The organism is Natrinema salinisoli, assembly GCF_020405205.1.
GTDB lineage: Archaea > Halobacteriota > Halobacteria > Halobacteriales > Natrialbaceae > Natrinema > Natrinema salinisoli.
This window is the reverse complement of the sequence record NZ_CP084469.1, coordinates 231,674-256,748: the sequence shown is the minus strand read 5'-3', so window position 1 is coordinate 256,748 and position 25,075 is coordinate 231,674. Positions and strand designations below refer to the sequence as shown.

24 protein-coding genes and 1 pseudogene are annotated in these 25,075 nt (G+C 63.6%); 9 read left to right on the top strand and 16 right to left on the bottom strand.

The features are described 5' to 3' along the window. Window positions 1-17: 17 nt before the first annotated feature. From LDB05_RS01370 to LDB05_RS01355, 4 genes are all read right to left on the bottom strand, one after another. The gene (locus tag LDB05_RS01370; RefSeq protein WP_226006139.1) at window positions 18-3,791 is read right to left on the bottom strand and encodes an Hpt domain-containing protein; all 3,774 of its coding nucleotides are present in this window, start codon (window positions 3,789-3,791) and stop codon (window positions 18-20) included. After that, a complete protein-coding gene (gene cheB, locus LDB05_RS01365; RefSeq protein WP_226006138.1) occupies window positions 3,784-4,992 on the bottom strand; it encodes a chemotaxis-specific protein-glutamate methyltransferase CheB in 1,209 nt (402 codons plus the stop codon). Before cheB ends, LDB05_RS01370 begins: the two co-directional genes overlap by 8 nt. Next, complete coding sequence (gene cheY / locus LDB05_RS01360; RefSeq protein ID WP_006181855.1) at window positions 4,989-5,351, bottom strand: chemotaxis protein CheY; 363 nt, start codon at window positions 5,349-5,351, stop codon at window positions 4,989-4,991. Before cheY ends, cheB begins: the two co-directional genes overlap by 4 nt. Before the next feature lie 136 nt (window positions 5,352-5,487). Further along, on the bottom strand, window positions 5,488-6,285 hold the full coding sequence (locus LDB05_RS01355) for a chemotaxis protein CheW (protein WP_226006137.1): 798 nt from the start codon (window positions 6,283-6,285) through the stop codon (window positions 5,488-5,490). 349 nt (window positions 6,286-6,634) lie between these two features. Here LDB05_RS01355 and LDB05_RS01350 point away from each other — a divergent pair, with 349 nt between their 5' ends. Next, window positions 6,635-7,093 carry a chemotaxis protein CheW gene (locus tag LDB05_RS01350; RefSeq protein ID WP_226006136.1) on the top strand — a complete coding sequence of 153 codons (459 nt, stop codon included), beginning with the start codon at window positions 6,635-6,637 and terminating at the stop codon, window positions 7,091-7,093. 46 nt (window positions 7,094-7,139) lie between these two features. Here the strand turns inward: LDB05_RS01350 and LDB05_RS01345 are convergent, their stop codons facing one another. The 4 genes from LDB05_RS01345 to LDB05_RS01330 all read right to left on the bottom strand — a co-directional run bounded on the left by LDB05_RS01345 (window position 7,140) and on the right by LDB05_RS01330 (window position 9,759). After that, the gene (locus LDB05_RS01345; RefSeq protein ID WP_226006135.1) at window positions 7,140-7,910 is read right to left on the bottom strand and encodes a DUF5803 family protein; all 771 of its coding nucleotides are present in this window, start codon (window positions 7,908-7,910) and stop codon (window positions 7,140-7,142) included. 1 nt (window position 7,911) lies between these two features. Then, a complete protein-coding gene (locus LDB05_RS01340) occupies window positions 7,912-8,607 on the bottom strand; it encodes a DUF2110 family protein (RefSeq protein ID WP_226006134.1) in 696 nt (231 codons plus the stop codon). Continuing rightward, window positions 8,607-9,131: a transcription factor E gene (tfe, locus tag LDB05_RS01335; RefSeq protein ID WP_226006133.1), complete on the bottom strand. Its 525-nt coding sequence runs from the start codon at window positions 9,129-9,131 to the stop codon at window positions 8,607-8,609. Before tfe ends, LDB05_RS01340 begins: the two co-directional genes overlap by 1 nt. A 457-nt stretch (window positions 9,132-9,588) precedes the next feature. Then, the gene (locus LDB05_RS01330; RefSeq protein WP_226006132.1) at window positions 9,589-9,759 is read right to left on the bottom strand and encodes a hypothetical protein; all 171 of its coding nucleotides are present in this window, start codon (window positions 9,757-9,759) and stop codon (window positions 9,589-9,591) included. Window positions 9,760-9,915: 156 nt separating this feature from the next. Here LDB05_RS01330 and LDB05_RS01325 point away from each other — a divergent pair, with 156 nt between their 5' ends. Beyond that, the gene (locus LDB05_RS01325) at window positions 9,916-10,929 is read left to right on the top strand and encodes an MBL fold metallo-hydrolase (protein ID WP_226006131.1); all 1,014 of its coding nucleotides are present in this window, start codon (window positions 9,916-9,918) and stop codon (window positions 10,927-10,929) included. Window positions 10,930-11,591: 662 nt separating this feature from the next. Here the strand turns inward: LDB05_RS01325 and LDB05_RS01320 are convergent. Continuing rightward, entirely contained in the window at window positions 11,592-11,867 is a 276-nt protein-coding gene (locus LDB05_RS01320; protein WP_226006130.1) for a hypothetical protein, read from the bottom strand. Window positions 11,868-12,066: 199 nt separating this feature from the next. On the opposite strand from LDB05_RS01320, the gene LDB05_RS01315 reads away from it, so the two are divergent. Both LDB05_RS01315 and LDB05_RS01310 read left to right on the top strand, forming a co-directional pair. Continuing rightward, window positions 12,067-12,456 (top strand): cupin domain-containing protein, encoded by a 390-nt coding sequence (locus tag LDB05_RS01315; protein WP_226006129.1) that lies wholly within the window; start codon window positions 12,067-12,069, stop codon window positions 12,454-12,456. Between the two features lie 2 nt (window positions 12,457-12,458). Continuing rightward, window positions 12,459-12,641: a hypothetical protein gene (locus tag LDB05_RS01310; RefSeq protein ID WP_226006128.1), complete on the top strand. Its 183-nt coding sequence runs from the start codon at window positions 12,459-12,461 to the stop codon at window positions 12,639-12,641. Between the two features lie 64 nt (window positions 12,642-12,705). Here the strand turns inward: LDB05_RS01310 and LDB05_RS01305 are convergent, their stop codons facing one another. Beyond that, a complete protein-coding gene (locus LDB05_RS01305) occupies window positions 12,706-14,280 on the bottom strand; it encodes a class I adenylate-forming enzyme family protein (protein WP_226006127.1) in 1,575 nt (524 codons plus the stop codon). A gap of 126 nt (window positions 14,281-14,406) precedes the next feature. Here LDB05_RS01305 and LDB05_RS01300 point away from each other — a divergent pair, with 126 nt between their 5' ends. Together LDB05_RS01300 and LDB05_RS01295 are read left to right on the top strand one after the other, a co-directional pair. After that, window positions 14,407-15,060 (top strand): hypothetical protein, encoded by a 654-nt coding sequence (locus tag LDB05_RS01300; protein WP_226006126.1) that lies wholly within the window; start codon window positions 14,407-14,409, stop codon window positions 15,058-15,060. 84 nt (window positions 15,061-15,144) lie between these two features. After that, a complete protein-coding gene (locus LDB05_RS01295; protein ID WP_226006125.1) occupies window positions 15,145-15,747 on the top strand; it encodes a hypothetical protein in 603 nt (200 codons plus the stop codon). A 6-nt stretch (window positions 15,748-15,753) separates the two neighbouring features. On the opposite strand, the gene LDB05_RS01290 is transcribed toward LDB05_RS01295, so the two are convergent. Continuing rightward, entirely contained in the window at window positions 15,754-16,323 is a 570-nt protein-coding gene (locus LDB05_RS01290) for a tRNA (cytidine(56)-2'-O)-methyltransferase (RefSeq protein ID WP_226006124.1), read from the bottom strand. A 206-nt stretch (window positions 16,324-16,529) separates the two neighbouring features. Between LDB05_RS01290 and LDB05_RS01285 the strand changes: the two genes are divergently transcribed. From LDB05_RS01285 to LDB05_RS01275, 3 genes and pseudogenes are all read left to right on the top strand, one after another. Continuing rightward, window positions 16,530-17,006 carry a cupin domain-containing protein gene (locus LDB05_RS01285; RefSeq protein WP_226006123.1) on the top strand — a complete coding sequence of 159 codons (477 nt, stop codon included), beginning with the start codon at window positions 16,530-16,532 and terminating at the stop codon, window positions 17,004-17,006. A 204-nt stretch (window positions 17,007-17,210) separates the two neighbouring features. After that, window positions 17,211-17,423, top strand: a pseudogene (locus LDB05_RS01280) (cupin domain-containing protein); the annotation flags it as partial. 92 nt (window positions 17,424-17,515) lie between these two features. Further along, the gene (locus tag LDB05_RS01275) at window positions 17,516-17,734 is read left to right on the top strand and encodes a DUF8119 family protein (RefSeq protein WP_226006121.1); all 219 of its coding nucleotides are present in this window, start codon (window positions 17,516-17,518) and stop codon (window positions 17,732-17,734) included. Window positions 17,735-17,859: 125 nt separating this feature from the next. Here the strand turns inward: LDB05_RS01275 and LDB05_RS01270 are convergent, their stop codons facing one another. The 5 genes from LDB05_RS01270 to LDB05_RS01250 form a co-directional block, all read right to left on the bottom strand. Beyond that, window positions 17,860-18,315, bottom strand: coding sequence for a universal stress protein (locus LDB05_RS01270; RefSeq protein WP_226006120.1), 456 nt, complete (start codon window positions 18,313-18,315; stop codon window positions 17,860-17,862). A 2-nt stretch (window positions 18,316-18,317) separates the two neighbouring features. Then, the gene (locus LDB05_RS01265; protein WP_226006119.1) at window positions 18,318-20,003 is read right to left on the bottom strand and encodes a sodium:solute symporter family transporter; all 1,686 of its coding nucleotides are present in this window, start codon (window positions 20,001-20,003) and stop codon (window positions 18,318-18,320) included. Next, the gene (locus tag LDB05_RS01260; protein WP_226006118.1) at window positions 20,000-20,464 is read right to left on the bottom strand and encodes a DUF4212 domain-containing protein; all 465 of its coding nucleotides are present in this window, start codon (window positions 20,462-20,464) and stop codon (window positions 20,000-20,002) included. Before LDB05_RS01260 ends, LDB05_RS01265 begins: the two co-directional genes overlap by 4 nt. A 58-nt stretch (window positions 20,465-20,522) precedes the next feature. Then, window positions 20,523-22,502: an acetate--CoA ligase gene (acs, locus tag LDB05_RS01255; RefSeq protein WP_226006117.1), complete on the bottom strand. Its 1,980-nt coding sequence runs from the start codon at window positions 22,500-22,502 to the stop codon at window positions 20,523-20,525. A 267-nt stretch (window positions 22,503-22,769) separates the two neighbouring features. Further along, the gene (locus LDB05_RS01250; protein WP_226006116.1) at window positions 22,770-24,989 is read right to left on the bottom strand and encodes a bacterio-opsin activator domain-containing protein; all 2,220 of its coding nucleotides are present in this window, start codon (window positions 24,987-24,989) and stop codon (window positions 22,770-22,772) included. Between the last annotated feature and the right edge of the window lie 86 nt (window positions 24,990-25,075).

The window sequence follows — 25,075 nt, the reverse complement described above, 5'->3', positions numbered from 1 at the left end:
TGGGTGTTCGCGTTTATTCATAGTGTTGACACATCTAGGATGTTGACTACTTCCCCTCGGCCCCGCACCGTCGCACCACTGAGCCCCGGAATGCCGCCCATAACGCCCTCGAACGGCTTGACGACGACCTCCTGTTGGCCCTCTACGTGATCGCAGTGCAGCGCTACCTCGCGGACGTCGTCGCGGATGCGGACGACCATCCCGTTGCCGTTTCCACCTGGCGCCGGCGTCTCGAGGACGTCGGCCAGTTGGATGACGGGATACTCGCCGTCTTCGCCGGCGAGGACGGACTCGTTTCCGATCGTCTCGATCGCGGTAGCGGGTTCGATATCCTGGACGGCCTTGGTCGGGATGCCGAACTCCTCGCCGCCGCTCTCGATGAACAGGATCTCGTCGATTGCGACCGTCACCGGGAGCGTCATCGTGACCGTGGTCCCCTCGTTCTCGTCGCTGTCGACCGAGACGGTGCCGTCCAGATCCTCGATCGTCCGTTTGACGACGTCCATCCCGACGCCGCGGCCGCTGACGTCCGTTACTTCGTCGGCCGTCGAGAGGCCGGGATGGAAGATCAACTCGTAGGCGTCCCCGTCGGGCATGGACTCCGCTTCCGCCGCGTCGAGAACCCCGGCCTCGATGGCTTCGGACCGCAACCGGCTGGGATCGAGTCCGCTACCGTCGTCCTCGACCGTGATCGTGACCTGGTCGCGCGCCCGTTCCGCACGGACTTCGACCACACCTTCGCGGGGTTTGCCGGCCTCCTCGCGCTGTGCGGGCGGTTCGATCCCGTGATCGACGGCGTTGCGAACCAGGTGAATCAGCGGATCGCCGATCCGGTCGAGAATACTCCGGTCGAGTTCGACGTCTTCGCCGGTCATCTCGAAGGCGACTTCCTTGTCCTGATCGCGGGCGATGTCACGGACGACCCGCGGCAGCCGGTTGGTCACCGTCTGCAACGGGACGAGTCGGATGTCCATCACCGTCTCCTGGAGATCCGTCGTCAGATCCGACAGCGCGTCGAGTTCTTTGTCGAGTGCCGTCCCCCCGTCGCTTTCGTCCGCCGCGTGCCGGAGTCGGACCCGGCTCGTCACCAGTCCCTCGACGAGCGTGAGCAGGGAGTCGATCTGCTCGACGTCGACCCGGACCGATTGGATCTCGCCGGCCTCGGACTCGGTGTCCGGTCGATCGGACGTCTCCGGAAGGGAGATATCGGGGATCTCCATCTCCGGCTCCTCGACGGTTCGCACTACGTCTTCGTCGTCGTCCGAATCGGCCGCATCGTCGCCGAACGACGAGGTGGTTTCCAGACTCGTGTCGACGGCCGTTTCGGGATCCGCCGACGGCGAATCGAAGCCGGAGTCAGCGGTGTCGAACTCCTCGGTTCCGGTGAACGCCTCGTCGTCGGGCTGCTCCTCGAGCGGGTCGTCGAATGCGCCGTCATCGGGGTCCGAGAAGCCGACATCCTCGAAGTCGTCATCCGAGTCCGAGAAACCGGCGTCCTCGAACGGATCCGAGTCGTCCTCGGCCGACTCGAGGTCGTCGTCGAACGTCGCCGTCGGTTCGAATTCGCTTTCGACAGCGTCGCCGAACGATTCGCTTGTCGACTCATCGACGGTCTCGGCTTCCACGGCGTCGTCCGGCTCGTCGGACGTCGCAGTCTCGTCGGTTTCGAGGTCGGCCGTTGCAGTCTCGTCGGTTTCGTGGTCGGCCGTTGCAGTCTCGTCGGTTTCGAGGTCGGCCGTTGCAGTCTCGTCGGTTTCGTGGTCGGCCGTCGCGGGTTCGTCACCGGGTTCGGTGCTCTCCTCGGCCGACGGAGACGTGGCCATCTCGTCCGAATCGAACGCGGTCGCGTCGTCTGTATCCTCGTTCTCATCGTCCGTATCGGTACCCGACGGCATCTCCTCCGCGGGATTCTCGTCAGCAGGAGGCGACGCTATCGGGTCTTCGATACCAACCGTATCGGATGGATCTTCGTCAGCACCTGCATCGTCCGAGTCATCGTCAGCGATGTCCGCGTCCACGACAGCGCCACTGTCGGCCTCGTCGGCCACCGTGTCGTCAGCCACCGTACCGTCAGCGACCGGTTCGTCTGTCGTCGTCTCCGCACCACCCTCTTCGTCACTCCTCGCGTCAACAACGGCGTCCTCCTCGGTTGGTACGTCGTCGGACGTCTCCGATTCGAAACCAGTCCCGTCAGTCGGCCCGTCGCTTGGCACGGCGGCTTCCGAATCGGCTGGCTGGGAGTTGTCGTCCTCGGCTGACGGTGACGCCTCCAGACCGTCGGCGGTCGATGCGTCCGCCTCGCCCGTCGTCGCCGTCACGTCGTCTTCGGTATCCGTCGCCGCGACGCCATCGTCGTCATCGAACTCGATCGCGTCGGTCGCGTCGGACCCGTTCCCGTTCGCTGGCGACGCCACGTCGGCGTCCGTCGTCACAGTCGTCTCCTCGGTGCCGGCGGCCTCGTCGGACGCGCTCTCACCGTCATCGGCGGGATCCGCATCGACGAGAATGTCGTCGACTTCGTCTTCGGACGGTTCTACGTCCTCGAGGAACGAATCGTCGTCCGCCTCGTCGCCGAGGAGTTCGTCCATATCGACCTCCTCTTCGTCGTCGAACTCGTCGAACTCGAGCTCCTCGAGTTCGTCCTGGAGCTCGTCGAAGCCGACCATCTCGACTTCGTCTTTGAGTTCGTTGAACACCGCGCCGGCGTCCTCGACTTCTTCGTCTTCGGCGTCGTCCGTCGACTCCCCACCGGAGCCAGCCGCGTCGGCTGATGCCGGTTCGGAAGATTTCGCGTCGTCCTCGCGGGAATCGGCCGGCGGTTCGCCCGGTTCGGCGTCGAGTTCGTCGACGTCCGCGTCGTCGAGCAGGTCGTCGAACGAGCCGGCTTCGCCCATGTCCTCGAACGCGTCGAGGTCCTCGTCCTCGACGTCTTCGACCATCTCGTCCAGGTCGTCGAACTCGTCGAACTCGTCGAGCAGGTCGTCAACCGCGAGGTCCATCGCTTCGTCGGACGAAATATCGCTACCAGGTTCGGCCTCCTCGGCCTGCTGTGCTGGCGCCGACTCCTCGTCGAACCCGTCGGTGGCGTCGACGATTTCGAAGTCGTCGACCTCCTCGACCGGCTCGAGTCCGGACGCGATCGCGGCCTCACCGACTGCGGTCGCGAAGACCGCGTCGAAGCTGCCGCCGTATTCCGCAGCCTCGATCGTCTCGCGAGGGGGCTCCGTTCCGATCAGATCGAACGCGTCGATCAGCGCATCGACGACCAGTTTCCCGTTATTGACGCCCGGTTCCTCGGCGATCGCGAGACGGGCCAGATAGACGTCGTGACCCTCGTCTGCTGGGGGGTCGAACCGCGAACAGACGTCTGCGATCTCGTCGGCCGTCGGCCTCGTGATCCCAGCAATCGCGTCGTCCGACTCCGCCAGATGGTCCCGAAGCGCTCGGATCGTCGCCGAGGGATCGGTCTCGATCTCGCCGTCGTCGGCGACCTCGTCCACCATCGTCTCGAGTTCGTCGACGGCGTCGAAGATGCTGTCCATCAGATCGGTCGTCACCGGGATCTCGTCGGCGCGGACGGCGTCGAGCAGATCCTCGATCGCGTGGGCGAGATCGCTGGCCGATTCCAGCCCCATCGCCCCGCAGTTACCCTTGAGGGTGTGTGCGATCCGGAAGATGTTCTCCATCGCCTCCTCGTTATCGGGATCTCGCTCGAGGGTGAGTAAGGCGTTGTTCAGTTCCGTTATCCGTTCTTCGCTTTCCTGAACGAAGTCTGTCAGATAATCAGTCATCGTTCTCACCGTCCGTCGTAAACGCGTCGACGATTGCGCCGACGATGCCGTCAGCGGGCGCAATAGTGTCGACACAGCCCGTTTCGATTGCCTGACAGGGGATGCCAAAGACCGGACTCGTCGCCTCGTCCTGTGCGATCGTCCGACCGCCCGCGGCCTTGATCGCCTCGATTCCGGCCGCCCCGTCTCGTCCCATTCCGGTCAGGACGACGCCACAGAGCCCGTCCGAAACTCGTTCGGCCGCGCTGTTCATCGTCACGTCGATCGCCGGCCGGACGCCGTGGACTCGGTCGCCGTCGTCGATACGCAATCGGAGCGCGTCGCCGACGTCGTTCGCCACCTCGAGATGAAAGTTCCCGGGCGCGACGGCGGCCTCGCCGGGATGGAGCCGATCTCGATCCGCGGCTTCGGTCACGTCGTACGCGCTGCGCGAATCGAGCCGTTCGGCGAACCGCTCCGTGAACCCGGGGGGCATGTGCTGGACGACCAGCACCTTCGCCTCGAGTTCGGGCGGGAGTCGTTCGAACACCCGTTCGACGATCTTCGGCCCGCCGGTCGACGCACCGAGAACGATCGTGGGCGCGACCGTTCGTTCTCCCTCGAGGGCGACCGGGGTCGCATCCTCGTCCGACTTCGATCCGATTCCGGGACCCATCCGGGGTCCGGACGCTCCGCTGTCGCCCCCGAGTGGGACGTCAGTCCCACCGCCGGCGACGGCATTGCGATCGGCCCCTCGGCCTGCGCTGCTGGTTTGCCCGGCCCGGGTCGCATAGGCCGTCGCGGAGGCTCGAGCGAGCGCCACCGACGAGACGTCGGCGTCGGCGAGATCGTCGACTTTCTCGACGACCTCGTCGCTGAGATGAGCGATGTTCCGCGAGCCGGAGCCGTCGGGCTTGTGAAGGAAATCCGCGGCCCCCCGCTCGAGCGCATCGAGCGTGGCCTCCGCCCCGCGTTCAGTGTGAACGCTGAGCATGAGAATCGGGGTCGGATTCGTCGTCATGATTCGCTCGACGGCGTCGATTCCGCCCATTCCGGGCATCTCGACGTCCATCGTTACGACATCGGGGTCGAACGCGGCCACGGCCTCGATGGCTTCGGACCCGTCTGCGGCCGTTTCGACGTCGTAATCTGCCGCTTCGAGCGCGTTGCCGACGACTGTCCGCATAAACTTCGAGTCGTCGACAACGAGTACTCGCGTCATGCAGCGACGACGTCTGAAAGTGCTTTTCTGACGCTGGGCTCTTCGAACGGTTTCGTGACGTAGCCGTCCGCGCCAGCCTTCACGGCGAGTTTCATTTTCTCACGCTGTCCGACGCTCGTACACATGATGACACGTGCGTCCGGATCGATCTTTTTGATCGCCGCGGTCGCTTTGATGCCGTTGCATTTGGGCATCACGATGTCCATCATAACGATGTCGGGATCGTGTTCTTTGTACAGTTTAACGGCTTCAGCGCCGTTTGACGCCTCTCCGAGAATGCGGTAATCCTGCTCTAATATCTGACGCAGTAGATTCCGCATAAAATGAGAGTCGTCTACGATTAGCACCCCTGTCGACATTCAGTAGTACACCAAACTTTCGTAGAGATACAACTACCATAAATGCTTTCTCTCGATTATCAGTCGTGATAAACGTCGAATACGCCCCGAAGACACCACTCAAAAGGCCGTATCAGATCTGGGCCGTTTCCTCGATTCAGTCGGATTGACCGGACGCCAGTAGCAGGCGGTCCACATCGACCAGTGCGGTCGCTTCGACGACGACCTCCTGGATCGATTCCTCGTCCTCGCCGCCGTCGTCCGGTTCTGCGGCTTCCTCGGTCGGTTCGATCTCGAACGCCTCCCCGACGGACTCACCGAGCCCACCGGCCGTTCCGTGGGCTGACGACAGCGCCGCGGAACCACCCGTACCGGACACACCGTTGAGCTCCGTCTCGGGTGCCCCACTCGCAGCGGCGTCGACGGGCCCATCCGACACCGAACCTCCGGCATCGAGGCGTGACTTCCGTTCCTGGGTGACGAGTGCGACGAGTAGGGGATGCTCGAGGACGTCCCCGGAGAATTCGCTTCCCTCGATCGCATCGGCGTGGTGGATGTCGCTCTCTGCGACCGTCTCGACGCCGATAACTTCGTCAACTCGAATCGCGACCGACTGCTGGTCGCTCGTCCGATCGAGCACGAGCAGGCGCTCACGACCCGGGCGGGATTCGGTCACCGGAAAGTGGACCGTCGGATTGATAACGGCAGTAATTTCGCCGCGAAGGTCCATCAGCCCCTCGATGGCAGGGGGCGCACGCGGGACTCGCGTCAAGTCGTCCGACGGTTCAGTGATGGTCCTGACCGCGTCGACCGGCAGCGCGAGGCGGTGTTCACCGATACCGACGAAGATGAACTGGACGAGTCGCTCCTGCTCACCCTCGTCACCATCCGAATCGCGAGTTCGGTCGTCGTCGGTATCCATTCCGAGAAGCTTTTCCGAGAGATCCGGGGCCATAGTCCTGTTCGTGTATCAAGTTCCATCAATAAAACGTTGACTCCACCGTGGTAGTTCAATAATTTGCCATTTTGTGTGGTGTCGGTCTCCGATTCACCAGATCCCTCCAGCTCGCTTCAGCGTCGCTCACGAAGTCGAATCGTTGCCCACCTCAGTGGTGGAAATAACGTTGTTGAACTGACAATGGTGGCTGGACATTTATCGACTCCATATGGTTCGCCACCGAACGCGAGCAACAACACGGCTCTCTCGGACTCCTCTGAATTCGTTCTCTCCTCCGTATATGTATGTATCATTGTATGTGGTCCATCGGAAGGCTTATTCTCACAACGTCCCTCCCTCAGGGAGAATGGGTACGTCCTCGAACGGTAACGGGACCGACACCGGCGTCAGTGTAAAAATTCTTATGTTTGGTCTCGAGGGAACGCAATACTGCGTCAGGGCCGAGTCGACGGCCTCCGTGCTCGAGGTCACGGACGGTACCTCCCTGGCGGACGCCGACGATCCGTGGAACGCGGGGACGATCACCGTCGCCGGCGAACTGGTCAGAGTCGTCGACCTACCCCGGATATTCGGCTCGACGTCCCGGACGTCGGCCCGCGTCGACGACCCGAAACTGCTCGTCTTTTCGGTCACCGACGACGACGGCCGCTACTACGGGTGGCTGGTCGACGACGTCGACGTGACCAGAACGGTTCGAACTGCGTCGCTCGAGGCCCCGAGACTGGACACGTCCCACGTCAAGGGCCGACTCGATATCGACGGTGAAGAAGTCCTCTGGCTCGATCAGCGGGCGATCCACGCCTGAGGGCGATTTCGTCTCGGAGCCAGTACGGCGTCTCGGCGGCGATCGATCACGGAAAGCCGGGCGGTCCGCCGTCCGAGTCGTCACCGGCATCCACGTCGAGGCCGAACTCCTCTCGCTCCTCGCGGAGCCGTATGACCTGCCGGTAGTAGTAGGCGATTCCGATCCCGCCGAACAGGACGACGACTCCCACGAGGCCGAGGAACAGCGTGATATCCCGCGCGAGATAGTATCGAAGCGAGATCGTGGTGTCGACGCTCTCCCAGTAGAGACGCTCGCGATCGTCGACGACCTCGCGCTCGTAGCCGTTCGGCGCGACGTCTCCGAACAGGAAGTTCGACGTCCGATGGCCCTCGGGGACCGTGACCTCGTAGGAGCCCTCGACGTACGCCGGCAACTGGAACGTTTTCCGTCCAGCCTCGCCCGAGAACGCGAGCGTCCCGTTCTCGTCGGGTACCTGGACGGTCGTCTCCGATTGCCCTTGCTCGACCTCGAGCTCCGAGCCCGTTAGCTCGGTACCGTTAGGGTACCAGTAGCGGACGCTGTTGATCTCTAACGGTTCGTCGCGGTAGAGCGACGATCGGTACAGCGACAGTTCCCCCGTACCGTTGAGGTCGTAGACCGCCCGGAACTCGCCGTCTTCGATCAGGCTGCCGTCCTCGAGATCGATGGCGACGTCGGCATCGCTGTCGCGGAGGTCGCTGTAGTTCCCCTCTCGATCGAGTTGCTCGTCGGATATCCCGCCGGACAGCGCCGAACACCCCGCTAACCCTGCGAGCAGTGCGACCGCGACCGCCGCGAGAACGAGCCGTCGATTCATGCTAGGGAACGACACAGCGGAGTTCGGCCGGGAGGTACTCACCGACGCTCGCGAGCAGCCCCGGCGGATCGGTGTTTTCGGTGCAGATGACGCTCTGCTCGAGCAGGCCGAGGCGCTCCACGGTCACGTAGTCCTGTGCGTGGCCCGCCCGGTTGAGCGTGGCCCGTACCTCGGCTCGGGTCGCGCTGTTGACGTTGAGCCGACCGTCGCCGCGGGTCCACTCGTAGAGGCGGTCCTGCTCGGCGTCGGCGAGCCGGGACGGCTCGCTATCTGCGTCGTCGCTATCGCCGCCGTAGACGAACTGGAGGGGCAAATGCTGGACCAGCCCATAGCGGTCGCGGATCTGCGTCGCCGATCCCGGGCCGAGACCGAGTTCGTCGGTCGGAATCCGCACGCCCTCGCCCTGTCCCGCGTCGAGGACGAACCCGTCCTCGTCCCAGGACTCGAGCGTCCCGATGTAGGTCTCGCCGGCCTCGAGATCGGGGACGATCTCGCCGAACTCCTCGCGGAGGACGTTCCGCGCGACGGTGGCGTCCTCGCCCTCGATCGTCACCGACGGGAAATCGTCGTGACGAACGCCGATCTCGAACTCCACGTCGAGTTCGCCGATCTCGTTGGTCACGAGCGAGCGCAGCGAATCGAGGGACCGCTCGCGGGCGTCTCCGTCGACGTACAGTTTGGTTGCGAGTACGACCATCAGGCGTCCGCGTCGATGTTGAGTTCGTCCTCGAGGTCGTCGAGGCGGTCGTCCATCGCAGTGACCAGTCTATTGTTATCCATCGATTCCAGCGGCGAGCCGCATTCGGGGCACTCGAAGTTGAAGTCCATCGCCTCGCCGAACTCGAAACGGATGGAACAGATCTCGCAGAGGTAGAACTCGTGGTTGCGCTCGTACTCTCGGCGCTCGTCGAGCGCCTCGCGGAGCCGGTACATCTCCTCCTCGAGGTTCTCCGGAATGTTGTCGTACTCGAAGGTCCAGAGGTAGGTCAGCCACCCCGAGTCCTCGTCGCGCAGCCGCCGATACGTGGCGAGATCGTTCTCATACAAGATGAACAGCGCGCGCCGCACGTCGTTCAACTCGAGGTCCAGTTCCTCCGCGAGCTCCTCGTCAGTCACCTCGCCGTCCGGGGGCGCCGCCGCGACGGGCATCCCCTTGGGACCGACCAGCTCGTGCAAATATTTCTGGATTACCGGGTCCTCGAGCAGGTCCTCAAAAGCCATTACCTCTATGTAACGGCATGGAGCCATTAAAGCTTGTCAAGTCACCCCGCCCGCGATGGCGCGCGATCCGGCATCCTCAGGACTGAACCCTGAGCAACCACTGACCGAACACCATGAACCACGGACCGGTCAGTCGGTGTCCGGTGGTGCGCGCTGTCGGTCGGCCGAGTGTCGCGAGGTGCGAACGTAGTGAGCGCCTCGGAAAGCGAGCGGTGGCCGAAGGGTACCGCGAGCACAGCGAGGCCGGCCGACGACACTGTGCGAGGGATGAGCGAGGGAACGGAGTGACCGAGCGTTAGCGCGGAACCGTAGGTTCCGCGAACCGTGCGAACGGACGCTGCGCGCCCGTGAGCAGAAATCGGCTGGGGAGGGCGTGGCGATTCCGTGTTGCCAGAATAGCAGGACGGTTATCGTGGTCATTGATTCAGAAACAGCTGTCAGAGAACGGTTCTCTATACTAGTATACGCCAAACACCTGCCAGAGAATCACGGGAGAGATGAGAACGAACAAAATTAGACCGGCGGCCAAAAGCTCCGGTGGAAGTACCGAAAAAAGCAGTACGAAAAGGAGACTACACAGGAGGACGATGATGATATTGAGCCGGAACAGTATCGATTCGTCAGCCATTATCTCAATACTATTTCCAAACTCAGTAAAGACTTTCCAACGGTAACGGTACCGCTTGCACGTATCGTTCAGCGAAGAAATCACTGCAACGATTTCGGAACCCGTCGGCACCCTCGAGCGCGACGCTTATACCGCTGGATCGACCTGTTCGAGACAATGACTCCCGACGCTTCGTGCCGTGCCGTTCGCGACGACGCCGTCCACTCGCGGATCCACCGCCTCGAGTTCGACGTTCCCTGGCCGCCAAAACACGTCGCCGCCTACCTGCTCGAGGGGCCGGAACCGATCCTGATCGACGCGGGTGCGCCCGACGAAACCGGCGGGTCCGAACACGAGGGCGAATCGGAACTGCGCGAGGGACTCGCCGAATACGACTACGAACCGGCCGACGTCGACCACGTCGTCGTGACCCACATCCACAGCGATCACATCGGACAGCTCCCCGCGCTGCGGGCCGCCGGCGCGACGGTTCACGCACCGAAGGCGGGGATCGAACGACTCGAGGGCGACCTGGACGCCGTCCAGTCCGGGCTTCGAGAGACGGCGACCTCGGCCGGGTACAGCGGCGACGCCCTCGAGACGGTGATCGAAGAGGAACTCGACTCCCGCCGTCGGGACCGGCGACTGGTCGAGCGCGAAACCGCCCAGCCGATCGACCCCTCCGAACCCCTCTCCATCGGCGATCGCGAATTCACAGTCTTCGAAACGCCGGGTCACGAGATCGACCACCTCTGTTTCGAGACGACGATAGGAGGGACGGACGTGCTCTTCGCGGGTGACGCGCTCATCGAACCGTTTCGCGCCGGGGCCTTCCAGGTCGGCTTCCATCCCGGTGCCTACGACGCCGTCGAGGCCTACTACGAGGCCATGGATCGGCTGACCGAAACGACCGCAACGCACGTCTTCCCCGGCCACGGCCCCGTCTTCGAGGACCCTCAGCGCGTCGTCGAGACCACGCGGGAACGACTGGATACGCTGCTCGAGGAGACGGCGTCGGCGCTCGCGGAAATCGAACCCGCCACGCCGCTGTCGGTCGCCGAGGAGCGCGTCGGGAACGTCCGTTATCACGCGCCGGTGCTCGATACGCTGGGGGCGCTCGGGACGCTCGAGAAGCAGGGGACCGTCTCCTACGAGGTCGACGACGGCGTTCGGTACTACGAGACGCAGTGACCGCTCGAGTGGGTTGTCGCTGCCGACAGTGATTCGGAGACCCGTCGGTGTCTCGAGCGCTCGACTACGACCCGGCCGTTAGTCTCGATCAGAATCACTCGGAGAACGCGCTGCGAACCAATCGACAATCCGTACTCCCAGGAATTTGTCAGTGAACTCATACATGAGATGCGACATGAATATCACTGTGAGGGGGCCGAGGGGGATCCAGAAGACCCAGCCGCCGTCTATAGAGAACGTGAATTTGATAGCGACCAGGAAAAAACCGGCAACTGGTATTTCTGGATGGAGTGGATGTCCTCGTATCATCGTATCCTATATTTAATTTTAATAAAATAAATACTGTCGTTTCGTGATGGAGAGCTGTGTAGTACCGAAATAATATTCGTTCGAAAAGCCAGTGGAGACATCGTCGAAGTCGAAAACAGGGTTCTGGAGATCACACAGTGAAACCGATAGTACAGATGACGGCTGTTCGCGGAAATCGAACCCGCGACGCCGCTGTCGATCGCAGCGGAGCGCGTCGGGAACGTCCGCTATCACGCGCGGTGCTCGATACGCTGGGGGCGGTGAGGACGTTCGAGAAGCGAGGCAACGCGTCCTACGAAGTCACGAGGCGTCCGATACTACGAGACGGAGTGACCGCTCGGTTGGGGTAACGTTCAGTCGGCGGCGGACTCGAGGGACACCTCGCAGTGTTTACACTGGTCTCGGTCGGGTTCGTTGGGTGCGCCACACTCCGAACAGTTGATCCGGGCCGGCGGCTCGCCGTCCGATTTCAACGAATCGACTGCGAGTGCGACGAGGAGGAGGAAGATCCCGAGTATCAAGAATCCGAACGGGTTCACCGCCAACAGGACGACCATAACGTACCCGAGGATTGCGAGTATCGGAATACCGACGATCACGTAGAGTATCTCTCGTGACATTTCGTACATGACTTCAACTCTCAAGTTTGTGGGCAAAAGCGTTTTGGTGGGAGTGCGTGACAGTAGATCCGTTTTTTCGGCAGTGTGTCCTGGCAATCGATGGTCTCGGTCATCGGCTGCAGACTGGTCAGCGGCTGACTGACCGTCACGAGGTGCCTACTTACGCTACTCCCCCGTAACGCTACGTGACGAATTCGAGTTGAATACGATGAACCAATCCAAAGAAGAGCTAGCAGTAGTCATGGAAACGCCGGATGCAGTGGTCCAACATCAAGCGGGCTTCGGTGGGGCAACCGAAGACGACGAGATGGCCGCAGAACACTTCCAGATCAGCGCCGGAACCGATCTCACGCCCCTCCTGGAGGGACTGCACGACGATACGTGTCAGTGCCCACACTGGGGGTACGTGATCGATGGCGAAATTACGGTCCAGTATTCCGACGGCTCCGAGGAGGTAGACGAGGCCGGCGATCTCGTGTACTGGCCGCCGGGCCACACCCTCTGGGTCGGCGACGACGACGCGGAGTTCGTCCTCTTTAGCCCGCACGAGGAGCACATGGACGTCTTCGACCACATGGCGACCAGGATGGAGGACTAACGATGGCGACGACTCCGAAGCGGGAGCTGGCTGCCGTGTCTTGTCCCTACTGCGAGCGAGAAACGGCCGTCTCGATTCCGACTCCGGACGCCGAACTGGAAGTCAGACGGTCCGTCGCGCTCTTCGGCGACCATACCACAGTCGCGTGTCCGGACGGCCATTCGTTCTGGGTGTACTTCTGTTGACGAGTAGGGCGTTCCAATCTGCACGATCCGTTCGTCGAACGAACACACTGACGGGGTCGCCGACCTACTCCTCCTCTTCGAGTTTGTACTTTTGCACCTTCCCGCTGGTCGTCCGCGGGAGTTCATCGATGAACTCGACCTCGCGGGGGTGTTTGTACTCGGCGACTTCCTCGAGACAGAACTGTTTGATCTCCTCACTCGTCATGTCGCTGCCGGGTTCGACACCCGGGACGGGGATGACGAACGCCTTCGGCACTTCGTTGCGCCGCTCGTCCGGGATCCCGACGACGGCGGCGTCCGCGACGGCCTCGTGCTCGAGCAGGAGGCCCTCGAGCTCGCTGGGGTAGACGTTGTAGCCGGCGGAGACGATGACGTGTTTCTTCCGGTCGACGATCTCGTAGTAGTTGTTGCCGTCACGGCGGGCGACGTCGCCGGTCCGGAAGTAGCCGTTCTCGGTGAAGGCGGCGTCCGTGGCCGCTGGCAGGTTGTGATAGCCCGTCATCACCTGCGGGCCGCGAACGAGGAGTTCGCCCTCCTCCCCGGGGCCGACCTCCTCGCCCGAATCGTCGACGATCTTGCAGTCGGTCATCCGCAGGGGCTGGCCGATCGTGCCGTGTTGTAGGCCGAACGTCGAACCGCTCTGGGTGTGGGTCGCCCCGTGGGTCTCGGTGAGCCCGTACCCCTCCGAGATGTCCACGCCGGCGGTTTTCTCGAACCGCTCCTGAACCGCAGCCGAGAGCTTCGCGCCGCCCTCCGACGCCGACTCGAGGCTGGTGAGATCGTACTCGCCGAAATCCTCTGCTTCGACCATGTCCGCGTACATCGTCGTCACGCCGACGAAGTGCGTGATCCCCTCGTCCTCGATCAGTTGCATGCACTCTTGGGCGTCCCACTCGAGCGCGCTGCGGAAGTAAAGCCGGCCGCCGCCGACTAGCGGCTGGAGCGCGGTGTGGGTGAAGCCGGTGATGTGGTACAGCGGGAGCCAGGTGAGGCTGCGGACGTCTTCGGGTTCGACGTCGACGTTGGAGGCGGTCAGCGGCCACACGAGCTGTGCTCGCGTGTTGGCGTGGGTGAGCTGGACGCCCTTCGGATCGCCGGTCGTCCCGGACGTGTAGGGCAGCAGCGCGACGTCGTCGTCCGCGCGGTCGACTAAGGTGGGTTCGCCCCGAAGTTCTTCGAACGCGTGATCGTCCGGGTCCCGGGGCCAGTCCTCGCTTTGGATCGTGATGATTTCGAGGTCCGTGTCGGCGTCCTCGGTCGCCTCGTCGACCACCTCCCGTAGCGCCGGGTGGGTGACGATTGCTTTCGCGTCCGTATCCTCGAGCTGGTAGGCCACCTCGCGGCGCTTGTACTGCGGGTTGACCGGCGAGATCACGACGCCGGCTTTGAACGCACCGATCGAGGCGATGAGGTACTGCGGACAGTTCGGCAGGAAGAGAAGCATTCGGTCGCCGGGTTCGAGGCCGATATCGTGAAGCCCGCCGGCCAGTTCCGCGGTCCAGACACGTACCTCGTCGTGGGTCCAGCGCCGACCGTGGTGTTCCATCGCCTGCGCATCTCCGTGATGGGCCGCGGTCTGGTCGAACAGTTTCGCGACGTTGCCGTTCAGTGCGGAGTCATCGACTGCGTCCAGGTTCATGTATCGTGATACCGAGAGTCACGATAAAAGGTTTTCCTCGCTTACATCTAGCGGGCGTACCGATCGACAGCTCATCGATCGTGCGAACGATACGCTTAGTAGCCATCATGTTGAACCACCAATAGGATGATCCGCGAGTCGCTCGGCCGGTTTCGCGACCGGGTCGATCTGTCCGATATCGTCGTTTCCGCTGGCGTCGCTGGCGTGCTCCTCCGGCTCGGAGTAGACGCGAGCCTGGTCGGAACCATCCTCGGGGCCGCAGTCGTGACGCCGCTTGCCGAACCGCTCCTCGAGCGCTTCGATATCGGTCCGGGTATCGCCGGAATCGCCTTCGGTGGGTTCGCCGTCGCTGCTGGCATCGTTCAACTCCGGGACGGCGGTCGCCTGTTCGGCGGGTCGTTGCTCGCCATCGGGTTCTGGATCTGCCTCGATGGGCTGTACACGTGGCGTACCGGGGACGAAACTACGCGTGACGAGGACGACATGACGAAAGACGAGGTCCTCCTCGTCAGCGAGCACAACCGCTGGCTGCTCGAGGAACTCCGCGCGGCCGACCGGCCGCTCGCGAAAGCAGAGATATGTGACCGCACCGGACTTCTGGACGGGGATTTCGAACGCTTGCTCGAGATCCACGGCGATTCGGGACCGATCGAGCGAGTCGGGAACGGATACGCGATCGACGAGGACGAGATGGGTGGGATCGCGTTCGTCCGAAATATCGCAAGAAAAGCCGTCAGTCGACTTCTTCGGCCGTTCCGTCTGTTTCGGCCGGCGGGCTGATCACTCGAAATTTGTACCGGACAGGTTCCGGTTCAGGCGGATTTATTCGGACCGAATATGTGGCGGAAGATATTTAGAACCGATATGGGACGAGCCTTCGTCTGCGAGATATGGTCCGAACTGGCCGACGACTGGTCGGTAATCGTATTCTGGGTCGGTCTCGTCTCACTGTCCGCGTTCACCGGAATCGGATGGCCGTCACTCCCTGCTGTCGCCGGTGGTATGATCGCGGTCCGGACGATCGAGGCTGTGCAATCGGCCGCCGGCGTCCCGGAGTACGTTTCGGGGATCGTCATCGGAGTCGGTGTCGCGGGCTACGGCGCGTGGTTTCTCAACACTTCGTTCTCGTTGGTATACGTCTCGTTTTGCTGCATCGGCGTGTGGTTCGTCTTCGACGCCTGCTACGAGTGGCGACGTGGGATCACCCCTCCCGACAGTCCGGCGGAAGAACTGATCGCCACGACGCTTCACGAATCGGCGACACCACTTGCAGCCGAAACGATCGCCACCCGGACGGGACTCTCCGTCGAGGCGGTCAAGCGGACACTTGAGGAGCGAGGCGGCGGCCCCATCCGACAGGTCGACAACCGCTATACCGTCCGCGACCCATCGACGGGATCGATCGACCGCCTCTGGAACGAGATTCCTCGGCCGTTACGGCTGTTTTCGGGAGAGTCCTGGCGATAGACGTCTTCACTCGTCGGCGCTGTGCTCCTCGTCGCCGTCGACCGGCTCGACCCGCTTGCCGGTCTCTTTCGGGATCACGTGCCGGTCTGCGTCGTCCCACTCCTGCTCGAGTTCGCGCCCCTCGAACAGCCGGTCGAGGAAGACGGCCAGTCCGGCCACTTCGGAGTGAGGCTGGTTGGTGACGCCGACGTTCCAGTCGGCCGCCTCGTAGACGTCGAAGGGAACCTTCTCGGAGCCGACGACGAGCAGGAGCGGTTCTCCCTCGGTCGCGTGTGCCGCTCGGATATCCGCCTCGACATCCTGAACGCGCTCGCCGTACATCGTGAGGTGGACGACCCGACCCTCCCAGTTGTTGATGACTCCCTGCGGTGACCCGGTGAGTTCGGCTTCGAAGGGACCGCCGAACCGGTCGGTGATGTCCGTCACGGTCTCGAGCGACTGGCCGGCGTTGTCGGGAAAGAGGACGCGGTCGGCTCCCAGCGCCCGGGCTGTCAGGCCGACGTGGGTCGTCATCCGGTCGTCCCGGCCGGGACGGTGGCCGAGCCGGAGGACGGCGACCTCGCTATCGTCGTGCATGGTCACATCCACTCTCGGCGGCGGTTAGGGGGTTTCGTTTTCCGCCCGCTGCTGCCCGATCGGATTCGGCTCACGATGGATCGGGTTGGGAACTTACCGTCATGCCTCGAGACGAGTGCCGGAACCGCGGTGACGCACTGGCAGTAGACCTATGAACTGAGACTACGACACAAAACCATACGTAATTGATGTGAATGAAGTACGGTATGCGAAAGACGAACCAATCCGACGTCAAGTGGGACGAGTACGACCACGGGGAAGCCACCTTCCGGCGGAAGGAACTCTCGAACGCCGTCGACGCGTCCGACCTCGGCTGTAGCCTCTACGAGCTCCCCGCCGGAAGTCGGTCGTGGCCGTACCACTACCACACGGCCAACGAGGAAGCGATCTACGTGCTGGCGGGCGAGGGGAAACTCGAGACGCCGGACGGTCTCGAGCCCCTGACGGCCGGCGACTACGCGACGTTCCCGGCGAACGAGCAGGGCGGCCACAGAGTCGTCAACGACGGCGACGAACCGCTCCGGTATCTCGCTATCTCGACGATGAACGAGCCGGACGTGACGGTCTACCCGGAGATGGACAAGTTCGGCGTCTACGTCGGCTCGCCGCCGGGCGGCCGCGAGGAACGCTCGCTCGAGGGCTACTACCGCATCGACGACGAGACGGACTACTGGGAGGAGTGACGACGCGGCGGATCGGCAGAATAGTTATGACAGGAAAGATGTATTTTAACCCTATTAGATCCGTGAACAAATCCGACGTGCCGGCACTGAGTCGAGACGACGGGCTCGTTTCTCACATCCTGCACCCCCGGCAAGACGCCGCGGAAACCGACCTGACGATCACCTGGGTCGACGTCGAACCGGGCACGGCAGGTCCGTCACGAACACGATTCCGAGCAGGTGTACGTCATCGTCGCCGGCAAGGGCGTGATGACCGTCGGCGACGACGAGCGTGCGGTCCAGGCCGGCGATCTGGTTCACATCCCGGCGAACACCGAACACGGCCTCGAGAACACCGGCGATACCACCCTCGAGTACGTCTCCGCGGCGACGCCGGCCTTTCCCGAGAGCGACGTCGACGAGTTCTACGACGAGTGACCCGGCGCGGTCGTCGAGACGTCGATAGGCTTTTTCGGCCCCCTGCGAAACACTCACGTGATGACTCAGTCCGAGAGCGCGGTGATCGGCCGATGACGGACGTTCGCGAGTGGATAGCGACCGCCCGCGAAGAACGCTGGGGGATACTGACCGATCTCGCGTTCGCGGTCGTCTGGGTGACGCTGGTCGAGCTCATTAACTACTTCCTCGAGCCCCCGACCACGGTGTACTATCTGCTCATGCTCGCCGGAATCGTCGCGTACTTCGGCTTCCTCTGGAACTTCGACCTAGCGACCAGCCAGCAACAGTAGCGTCACCGAGTCTGGCTTCGCAATCCACCACTGATCCTGCTGGCGGTACCGCTTGCCGATCGGTCTCGATACTGCCGCCGCTAGCCAGTGAGTGTCGCAAAAAACGAGCTGCGGATCGGTTGTCGCTACTCCTCTGCGTCGACGACCAGAACCGGCGTGTGCGTCGACCGGAGCGTCCGTTCGGTGACGCTACCGAGCAGCGCCCGTCGGATGCCCGACCGCCCGTGGGATCCCATCACGACGAGGTCGATGCCGTTGTCCTCGACGTAGTCGGCGATGAGCGAGTGGGGTTTCCCGGCCGAGACGTGCTCGACGGTCTCGAGGCCGCGCTCTCGAGCACGGTCGGCGACGTAGCCGGTGGCTTTTTCGGCCCGCTCTCGCACTTCGGTCATTTCGCCGTACTGGCCCTGTTCGATGCGATCGAGCTGTTCGGCGCCGAGGCTCAGACTCATCGAGTCGGTGTCGATCACGTACAGCGCGTGGAGTCCGGCTTCGTACTTCTCGGCGAGGTCGACCGCGTGTTCGACGGCCGCCTTCGAGGTCGTACTGCCGTCCGTCGGAACGAGTATTTTCTCGTACATTGTTAGTCGTCTGCTGGCGTTTCGCCACCATCAGTGACGACGTCTTCCGCCGTCTGCTGTTGGGTCATCGGTTCGGGGCTGTGACACTGGCGCACGACCCGTTTCGTTTCCATCGGCGGTTCGTCGGTTGCCGCCGAGACAGCGATAGTGATTGCGAAGACGATCGGCACTGCGATCAGCGCGGAGCCGATTGCGGGCACCCACTGTGACAGCGCTGCGGAGAACGGCCCTTCGACGCCACCGAGATAGTTGGGAACGACCTCGTTGATCATCGGGATGAACCAGATGACGAGGCCAGTGGTCATACCGGCGAGCGCTCCCTGACGGTTCGTGTTCTCCCACCACATACCGAGGAAGAACATCGGGAACAGCACCGAGCCGGCGAGCGAGAACGCGTAGGACACCAGCGCGGCGATGGGTGCCGCGGGGTCCAATGCAGCGAGCGTCGTCAGCACGCCCAGCGCGATAATGCTCAGGCGGCCGACGAGGATCTGCTGGCGCTGCGTGGCGTCGGGGTTGATGATGTTCGTGTAGATGTCGTGGGAGATGGCCGACGAGCCGGCGATGAACAGTCCGGCGACCGTCGCGATCGCCGCAGCGATACCGCCTGCCGCGATGAGCCCGACGAACCACTGCGGCAGTTCCGCCAGCTGGGCCGCGAGCACGACGATGACGTCACCTGCAGCACTACTCATGCCGGGATCACCGTACACTTCACCGACGTTCGCGCCGTAGAGGTCGGTCCCGAAGGCCGCGAACGCGGGGGCGCTCCAGTACAGCAGGCAGATGAAGAACAGGCCCCACACCGTCGACCAGCGAGCGGTGCGCTCGCTTTCGACCGTGTAGAACCGCACGAGCACGTGCGGTAGCCCGCAGGTCCCGACGATCAACGAGAAACACGTGGCTATCCATAAGTAGTAGCTCCCGCTCACGAAGGGTTCGCTGAACTCGCTACCGAGTTCGCTGATCAGCATCCCGTACTCGATCTGGGGGAGCACCGTGGAGTACCCGCCCGTGAAACCGACGACGTAGAGGCCGGCGATGAACGCGATGATGAGGATGGTGTACTGGACGGCCATGTTCTTGGTCGCGCCCAGCATCCCCGAGAGCGTCAGGTAGCCGACCGTGATGGCCATCATGAAGACGACCATCGACTGGTAGCCGGAGAGTCCCGGGAGGCCGATGTCACCGAAGATGTACAGACCGACGAGGCCCATGCCGCGGGCCTGGCCGATCGCGTAGACGAACCCGATGAGGAACGTCGTGATGGCCGCGATCGCGCGTGCGGCGTCGGAGTTGAAGCGGTCTCCGACGAAGTCCGGCGCGGTGTACTTCCCAAACCGGCGCAGCTGTGCGGCCATGAAGATCAGCAGGATGAAGTAGCCCGTCGTCCAGCCGACGACGAACGCCAGGCCGTAGAAGCCCGACAGTGCGATCAGCGCTGCCATCCCGAGATACGAAGCGGCCGACATCCAGTTGGCACCGATCGCCATCCCGTTCTCGACGTTCCCGATGGATCGTCCCGCGACCCACATGTTCTCGGTGTCGGCCACGCGGAAGACGAAGCCGATCGCGAGGAACAGGAGCAACATCGAGAGGACCAGGATGGCCGGAACGAGCTTGAACGAGACGTTCAGGCCCTCCGGAAGGAGGCCACTCTGGAGAACGACGTTCGCAGCGCCCGTCATTCGTCGACACCTCCGTCGGTGCGCTCACCGCCGTCGGTCGCCGCGGCGTCCCCGCCGCTGCGACCGGTTTCTTCGGTGGTCTGATGATCGATGCCGTACTTCGCGTCGAGCGCGTCGCGCTTGCGGGAGTACCAGAACGAGAGGATCAACGCACCGGTCGGCGCGACGGTCGCAACCAGGAAGTAGTGCAGCGGGAACCCGATGACGGGAAGCTGCGTCGTCATTACGCCGGGTGCGAGCCGCGTCAGCGTTACCGGTCCGAAGACAATGACGAACCAGATCACGAAGCCCGTCCAGACGATACGAAGGTGGTCGCGCATGAACGGCGTGCTCGGGTTCAGCAAGTTCACCTCCGCACTGAGATAGTCGGTATCTCGGTGGGATTGACCGGGTTGTCCGGCCACCCCCCCGTCCGTTGCGGTCCGGTTGTCAGTCGAATCGTGGCTGTTATTATCTGTCATATGTTTGCGAATCGTATTCTCGTGTCGTCTGTCATTCTCGAAAATCGAATTGGTAGTGCTAGTCGCTCGAGACCTGTTCCGCGATGTCGTCGACGACCTCGGGGTTGCGCAGCGTCGAGGTGTTCCCGAGCTCATTCCCGCTCGCGATGTCCTCGAGCAGGCGGCGCATGATCTTGCCCGAGCGCGTCTTGGGCAGTTCGTGCGTGAAGACGATCTCCTCGGGCTTGGCGATCGGGCCGATCGAGTCGAGGACGGCCTGCATGGCCTTCTCCTCGAGTTCGGCGTGGCGGTCTTCGTAGCCGTCCTCTGGGATGGCGTAGACGTAGACGGCCTCGCCTTTGACCTCGTGGTCGCCGCCGACGACGGCGGCTTCGGCGATCCCCTCGACGCCGACGACGGCCGACTCGATCTCCATCGTGCCCAGCCGGTGGCCGGAGACGTTGATCACGTCGTCGACGCGGCCGAGGATGGTGATGTAGTCGTCCTCGTCGATCTTCGCGCCGTCCTCGGGGAAGTAGACCCACTCGTCGGCGTCCTCGTCAGAGTATTCGCTCCAGTACTCCTGGATGAACCGCTCGTCGTTGTTGTACAGCGTGCGGAGCATGCCGGGCCACGGGTTGTTGACCGTGACGTAGCCGGCCTGCCCGGCCTCGACTTCCTCACCCTGTGCGTCGACGACGCGGGCGTCGATGCCCGGCAGCGGTGGTCCCGCGGAGCCGGGTTTCATGGTGTTGATCCCCGGCAGTGTCGTGATCATCATTCCCCCGGTCTCGGTCTGCCACCAGGTGTCGACGATCGGGCACTCCTCGTTGCCGATGTGCTTGTAGTACCACTTCCACGCCCGCGGGTTGATGGGCTCTCCGACGGTGCCGAGCAAGCGCAGCGAGGAGAGATCGTGGTTCTGCGTGTACTCCTCGCCCCACTTCATGAACGCGCGAATCGCCGTCGGCGCGGTGTAGAAGATGTCGACCTCGTTCTTCTCGACGATCTCCCACAGCCGGTCCTTGTCGGGGTAGTCCGGTGTTCCCTCGTACATCACCGACGTCGTGCCCAGCGCGAGTGGGCCGTAGACGATGTAGGAGTGGCCGGTAATCCAGCCGATGTCCGCCGAACACCAGTAGGTGTCGTCGGCTTCGATGTCCAACACGGCGTGGCTCGTCCAGGCGGAGTACGCGAGGTACCCGCCCGTCGTGTGCTTGACGCCCTTCGGCTTCCCGGTGGTCCCCGAGGTGTACATCAGGAACAGCATGTCCTCAGCGTCCCGCGGAACCGGCTCCACCGTCGACCCCTCGTGGTCGGCTACCAGCTCGTCGTAATCGTGCTGGTTGTCCGCGAGGTCGTGCTCTAAGTCGTGGCCCAGTCGGTCGACGACCACGACGTCGGAGACCTCGTGCTCGACGCCCTCGAGTCCCTCGTTGGTCTTCGAGATGTGATCGAGCGGGTCCCCGCGCCGGTAGTAGCCGTCGCAGGTGACGAGGTACTCGCTGTCGGCCGAGTTCATCCGCGTCGCCAGCGCGTCGGCCGAGAAGCCGGCGAAGACGACGCTGTGGGGTGCGCCGATGCGGGCACACGCCAGCATGGCGATCGGCAGCTCCGGAACCATCGGCATGTACAGCGTGACGACGTCGTCCTCTTCGACGCCGAGGTCTCGCAGCGTCGCGGCGAAGTCCTCGACCTCGTCGAGGAGCTCGTCGTAGGTGTAGGTGCGCGTCTCGCCGAGTTCTCCCTCCCACTCGATCGCGACGCTGTCCCCGCGACCCTCCTCTACGTGTCGGTCGAGGCAGTTGTACGACGCGTTGAGTTCGCCGCCGGTGAACCACTCGTAGAACGGTGCGTCTCCGTCCTCGAGGACGGTATCGTACTCTTCGTCCCACGAGAGCAGCTCGGCTGCGCGCTCCCAACACTCTGGCCAGTTCTCCTCGAACTCGTCGTAGATCCCCGGATCGGTGACGTTTGCCTGCTCGACGAACGACTCGGGGGGCTCGAACGCCTCCTGCTCTTCGAGTCGTGCCTCGAGATTGGCATCCTCCTGTGACATGGTACACCCACTCAATGGATAACCCACTTAGTAAAGACGGCCTCTAGTTGTGCAAAATCGACCCGATAGTGAGAGGAGAATCTAGCATATAATGACTATATTAGGGTGTGATAATCGATCGGCGGACCGGTCACACCCCGGTTCGTCGCCGGCGCGACGGGTTGGGTCCTCGTCGACTCGGCCGAGAGCAACATCAGATTGACACTACAGGCCGGCACGTCTAGAGACTTAGTTCACCGCCAGTGGCAGGCGTCGATACGCGATCGGTCAGCCGCCCGGTTCATCGAAGAACGTTCGGAGTAACTCGTGTTGGCCTTTCCGCAGGTGGTTGTGCAGGGTCGGCGAGGAGACCCCCATCGCGTCGGCGACTTCCTCGGCCGTGCTCTCCCGGGGCCAGTCGTAGTAGCCGCCGAAGTACGCCGCCCGGAGCGCGGCCTCCTGACGGTCCGTCAACCGGTCTTCGAGGCCCTCGCGGAACTCGCGGGCCGTCTGGACGGCCCGTTCGGCTTCCCGTTTTCCGAGGAGTTCCGAGTCGGGGAACGCGGAGCGAAGCCCGTCGACGATCGTCCGGAGGTCGGCGTCGGCCGCGCAATCGCCGGTGATCGTCGCCGATCCGCCCTCGAAGACCGCCTCGTGGACGGTGACGCCGTATTCGGTCAACGTGAGAACCGGGGACGATCCCTGAACGACGAACTCGACGCGCCACCCGTCCTCGTCGGTCTCGACCAGCCGACAGTCCTCGATCCAGGGTGCGTCGTCGGCGAGCTCGAAGACGTCGGCCGGCGACGCCCCCTCGAGTCGGACGTAGGAGAGCTGGGTCGACTCCCCGATCGGGACCAGCGAGTCGAGTTCGAACCGGCAGTCGAGCCGGCGCGAGGCGTCGACGAAGAACGATCCATCGTCCCGGCAGGCGATCTCGAGTTCGACGACGCGGTCCGAGAGCAGGAGGTTCCGTCGGCGGATGGCGGCGATGGCGTACCCGACCTGCCGGCCGATCGTCGCGAGCCACGTCCGCTCGTCGTCCTCGAACGCACCGTCGCGTTCGGTCGCGACCGAGAGCGTCCCGTAGACGGTGTCGCCGTAGGCGAGGGAGACTCTCGCGACGGTTCCATCGAACGAGGTGTCGCCGTCGAGGGTCGCCGTGACGTCGTCCGCGACGCTCACCTGCCCGTCCGACCCCGACCCGCCGTCGTCTCCCGGGGGCGAGCGATCGAGTGACACCGTCGACCCGTCGTCGCGCCACGCATCGGGAACGACCCGGTCGACCGAACCGGGGTCGATGCCGCTGGCCGCACGCCACTCCCGGCGGCGATCCGAGATCGTCGCCCGGTCGATCCAGGCGAACTCGTAGGCCCGGCCGTCGGTGAGTGCGGCACAGGTCGCGGTTTCGACCTCCTCGTGGTCGGTCGATTCGAGCAGCGCCCGGGTTACCGCGCGGTGACGCCGGGCGACCGCGTACAGGCCGTCGAGTTCGTCCCTCCGGTCGCGAACGGCTTCGAGTTCCTCGTGGGCGGCGGTCCCGTCACGGACGAAGACGGCGAAGCCGTGATGCGTTCCCTGGTCGTCCCGCAGGGGCGAGACGACTTCGGTCGCGTGGAACTGCGAGCCGTCCTCGTGAACCCGCCATCCGTCGGTTTCGACGCCCGATTCCTCGAGCGCCCTCGAGAGCGTCCGATCGGGAACGCCGGCGTCGACGGCCTCGTCGGTGTAGAACGTCGAGACGTGCGTGCCGACGATTTCGCTCGCCCGATACCCGAACAGCGCGGCCGCGCTGCGGTTCCAGCGCTCGACGTAGCCGTCGGCGTCGAGGCGAACGAGCGCGTACCGGTCGCTGGCCGCCAGTAACAGTCTGACGACGCTGTCGTCGCCCACCGCCCGACCGGGTTGGGGGTCGCCCGAGCGAGGGCTCGACGGCCCCTCGACGGCGTCGAAGGCGTCGACGATCTCGGCGTCCGCCGGCTCGGGGAGGTACGACTCGAGGGCTTCAAAGCTCTGCCAGCCGCCCGTAGCCTTGACGACGCGCGGATTGACGTCGTGGTCGACCAGTGCGGTGTGAGCGAAGTACTGCCGGAGGTCGCTGGTAGAGGCGTCGGCGAGCTCGGGTTCGTCGAACAGATCGCTCGCACGAGTGGCGACGTCCGAAACCAGCATCTGGAGCCGGCGTGGCGTGACGGTAAATATCCGGTCGTCGGTCGAGAGGTCGTTGCTGCGGGCGTACCGCCGGAGTTCGCGCTCGACGCGGGTCGGCAGGTACGCGGTGCGGGTTCCCCGGTCGTCGTCGGTCGGGACCCGCATCAGGTACCGCGGCGGATCGATCCGCACCTGCTCGATGTCGTCGATCGTGAGCCGCGGTAACTCGGCCGGCCGAAGCCCGACGTCCCCACAGAGTCGGATCACCAGCGCCTCGCGGTAGGTTTCGGCCGCGTCGAGCAGCGATTCGTACTCCCGACGTGTGAGCACCGCCCTCCCAGTCCCCTCGAGGCTCATCAGTTCTGGTTCGCACTTTCTAGAGACGCGAACATAATTGTATCGCCTCTCGGCGGTATCTGTCTCGACAGCACGATTCTACTACG

Bases quoted from the DNA above. Each gene is read 5' to 3' on its own strand.
- LDB05_RS01370 (WP_226006139.1), bottom strand. From the start codon at position 3,791: ATGACTGATTATCTGACAGACTTCGTTCAGGAAAGCGAAGAACGGATA.
- cheB (WP_226006138.1), bottom strand. From the start codon at position 4,992: ATGACGCGAGTACTCGTTGTCGACGACTCGAAGTTTATGCGGACAGTC.
- cheY (WP_006181855.1), bottom strand. From the start codon at position 5,351: ATGTCGACAGGGGTGCTAATCGTAGACGACTCTCATTTTATGCGGAAT.
- LDB05_RS01355 (WP_226006137.1), bottom strand. From the start codon at position 6,285: ATGGCCCCGGATCTCTCGGAAAAGCTTCTCGGAATGGATACCGACGAC.
- LDB05_RS01350 (WP_226006136.1), top strand. From the start codon at position 6,635: ATGGGTACGTCCTCGAACGGTAACGGGACCGACACCGGCGTCAGTGTA.
- LDB05_RS01345 (WP_226006135.1), bottom strand. From the start codon at position 7,910: ATGAATCGACGGCTCGTTCTCGCGGCGGTCGCGGTCGCACTGCTCGCA.
- LDB05_RS01340 (WP_226006134.1), bottom strand. From the start codon at position 8,607: ATGGTCGTACTCGCAACCAAACTGTACGTCGACGGAGACGCCCGCGAG.
- tfe (WP_226006133.1), bottom strand. From the start codon at position 9,131: ATGGCTTTTGAGGACCTGCTCGAGGACCCGGTAATCCAGAAATATTTG.
- LDB05_RS01330 (WP_226006132.1), bottom strand. From the start codon at position 9,759: ATGGCTGACGAATCGATACTGTTCCGGCTCAATATCATCATCGTCCTC.
- LDB05_RS01325 (WP_226006131.1), top strand. From the start codon at position 9,916: ATGACTCCCGACGCTTCGTGCCGTGCCGTTCGCGACGACGCCGTCCAC.
- LDB05_RS01320 (WP_226006130.1), bottom strand. From the start codon at position 11,867: ATGTACGAAATGTCACGAGAGATACTCTACGTGATCGTCGGTATTCCG.
- LDB05_RS01315 (WP_226006129.1), top strand. From the start codon at position 12,067: ATGAACCAATCCAAAGAAGAGCTAGCAGTAGTCATGGAAACGCCGGAT.
- LDB05_RS01310 (WP_226006128.1), top strand. From the start codon at position 12,459: ATGGCGACGACTCCGAAGCGGGAGCTGGCTGCCGTGTCTTGTCCCTAC.
- LDB05_RS01305 (WP_226006127.1), bottom strand. From the start codon at position 14,280: ATGAACCTGGACGCAGTCGATGACTCCGCACTGAACGGCAACGTCGCG.
- LDB05_RS01300 (WP_226006126.1), top strand. From the start codon at position 14,407: ATGATCCGCGAGTCGCTCGGCCGGTTTCGCGACCGGGTCGATCTGTCC.
- LDB05_RS01295 (WP_226006125.1), top strand. From the start codon at position 15,145: ATGGGACGAGCCTTCGTCTGCGAGATATGGTCCGAACTGGCCGACGAC.
- LDB05_RS01290 (WP_226006124.1), bottom strand. From the start codon at position 16,323: ATGCACGACGATAGCGAGGTCGCCGTCCTCCGGCTCGGCCACCGTCCC.
- LDB05_RS01285 (WP_226006123.1), top strand. From the start codon at position 16,530: ATGCGAAAGACGAACCAATCCGACGTCAAGTGGGACGAGTACGACCAC.
- LDB05_RS01275 (WP_226006121.1), top strand. From the start codon at position 17,516: ATGACGGACGTTCGCGAGTGGATAGCGACCGCCCGCGAAGAACGCTGG.
- LDB05_RS01270 (WP_226006120.1), bottom strand. From the start codon at position 18,315: ATGTACGAGAAAATACTCGTTCCGACGGACGGCAGTACGACCTCGAAG.
- LDB05_RS01265 (WP_226006119.1), bottom strand. From the start codon at position 20,003: ATGACGGGCGCTGCGAACGTCGTTCTCCAGAGTGGCCTCCTTCCGGAG.
- LDB05_RS01260 (WP_226006118.1), bottom strand. From the start codon at position 20,464: ATGACAGATAATAACAGCCACGATTCGACTGACAACCGGACCGCAACG.
- acs (WP_226006117.1), bottom strand. From the start codon at position 22,502: ATGTCACAGGAGGATGCCAATCTCGAGGCACGACTCGAAGAGCAGGAG.
- LDB05_RS01250 (WP_226006116.1), bottom strand. From the start codon at position 24,989: ATGAGCCTCGAGGGGACTGGGAGGGCGGTGCTCACACGTCGGGAGTAC.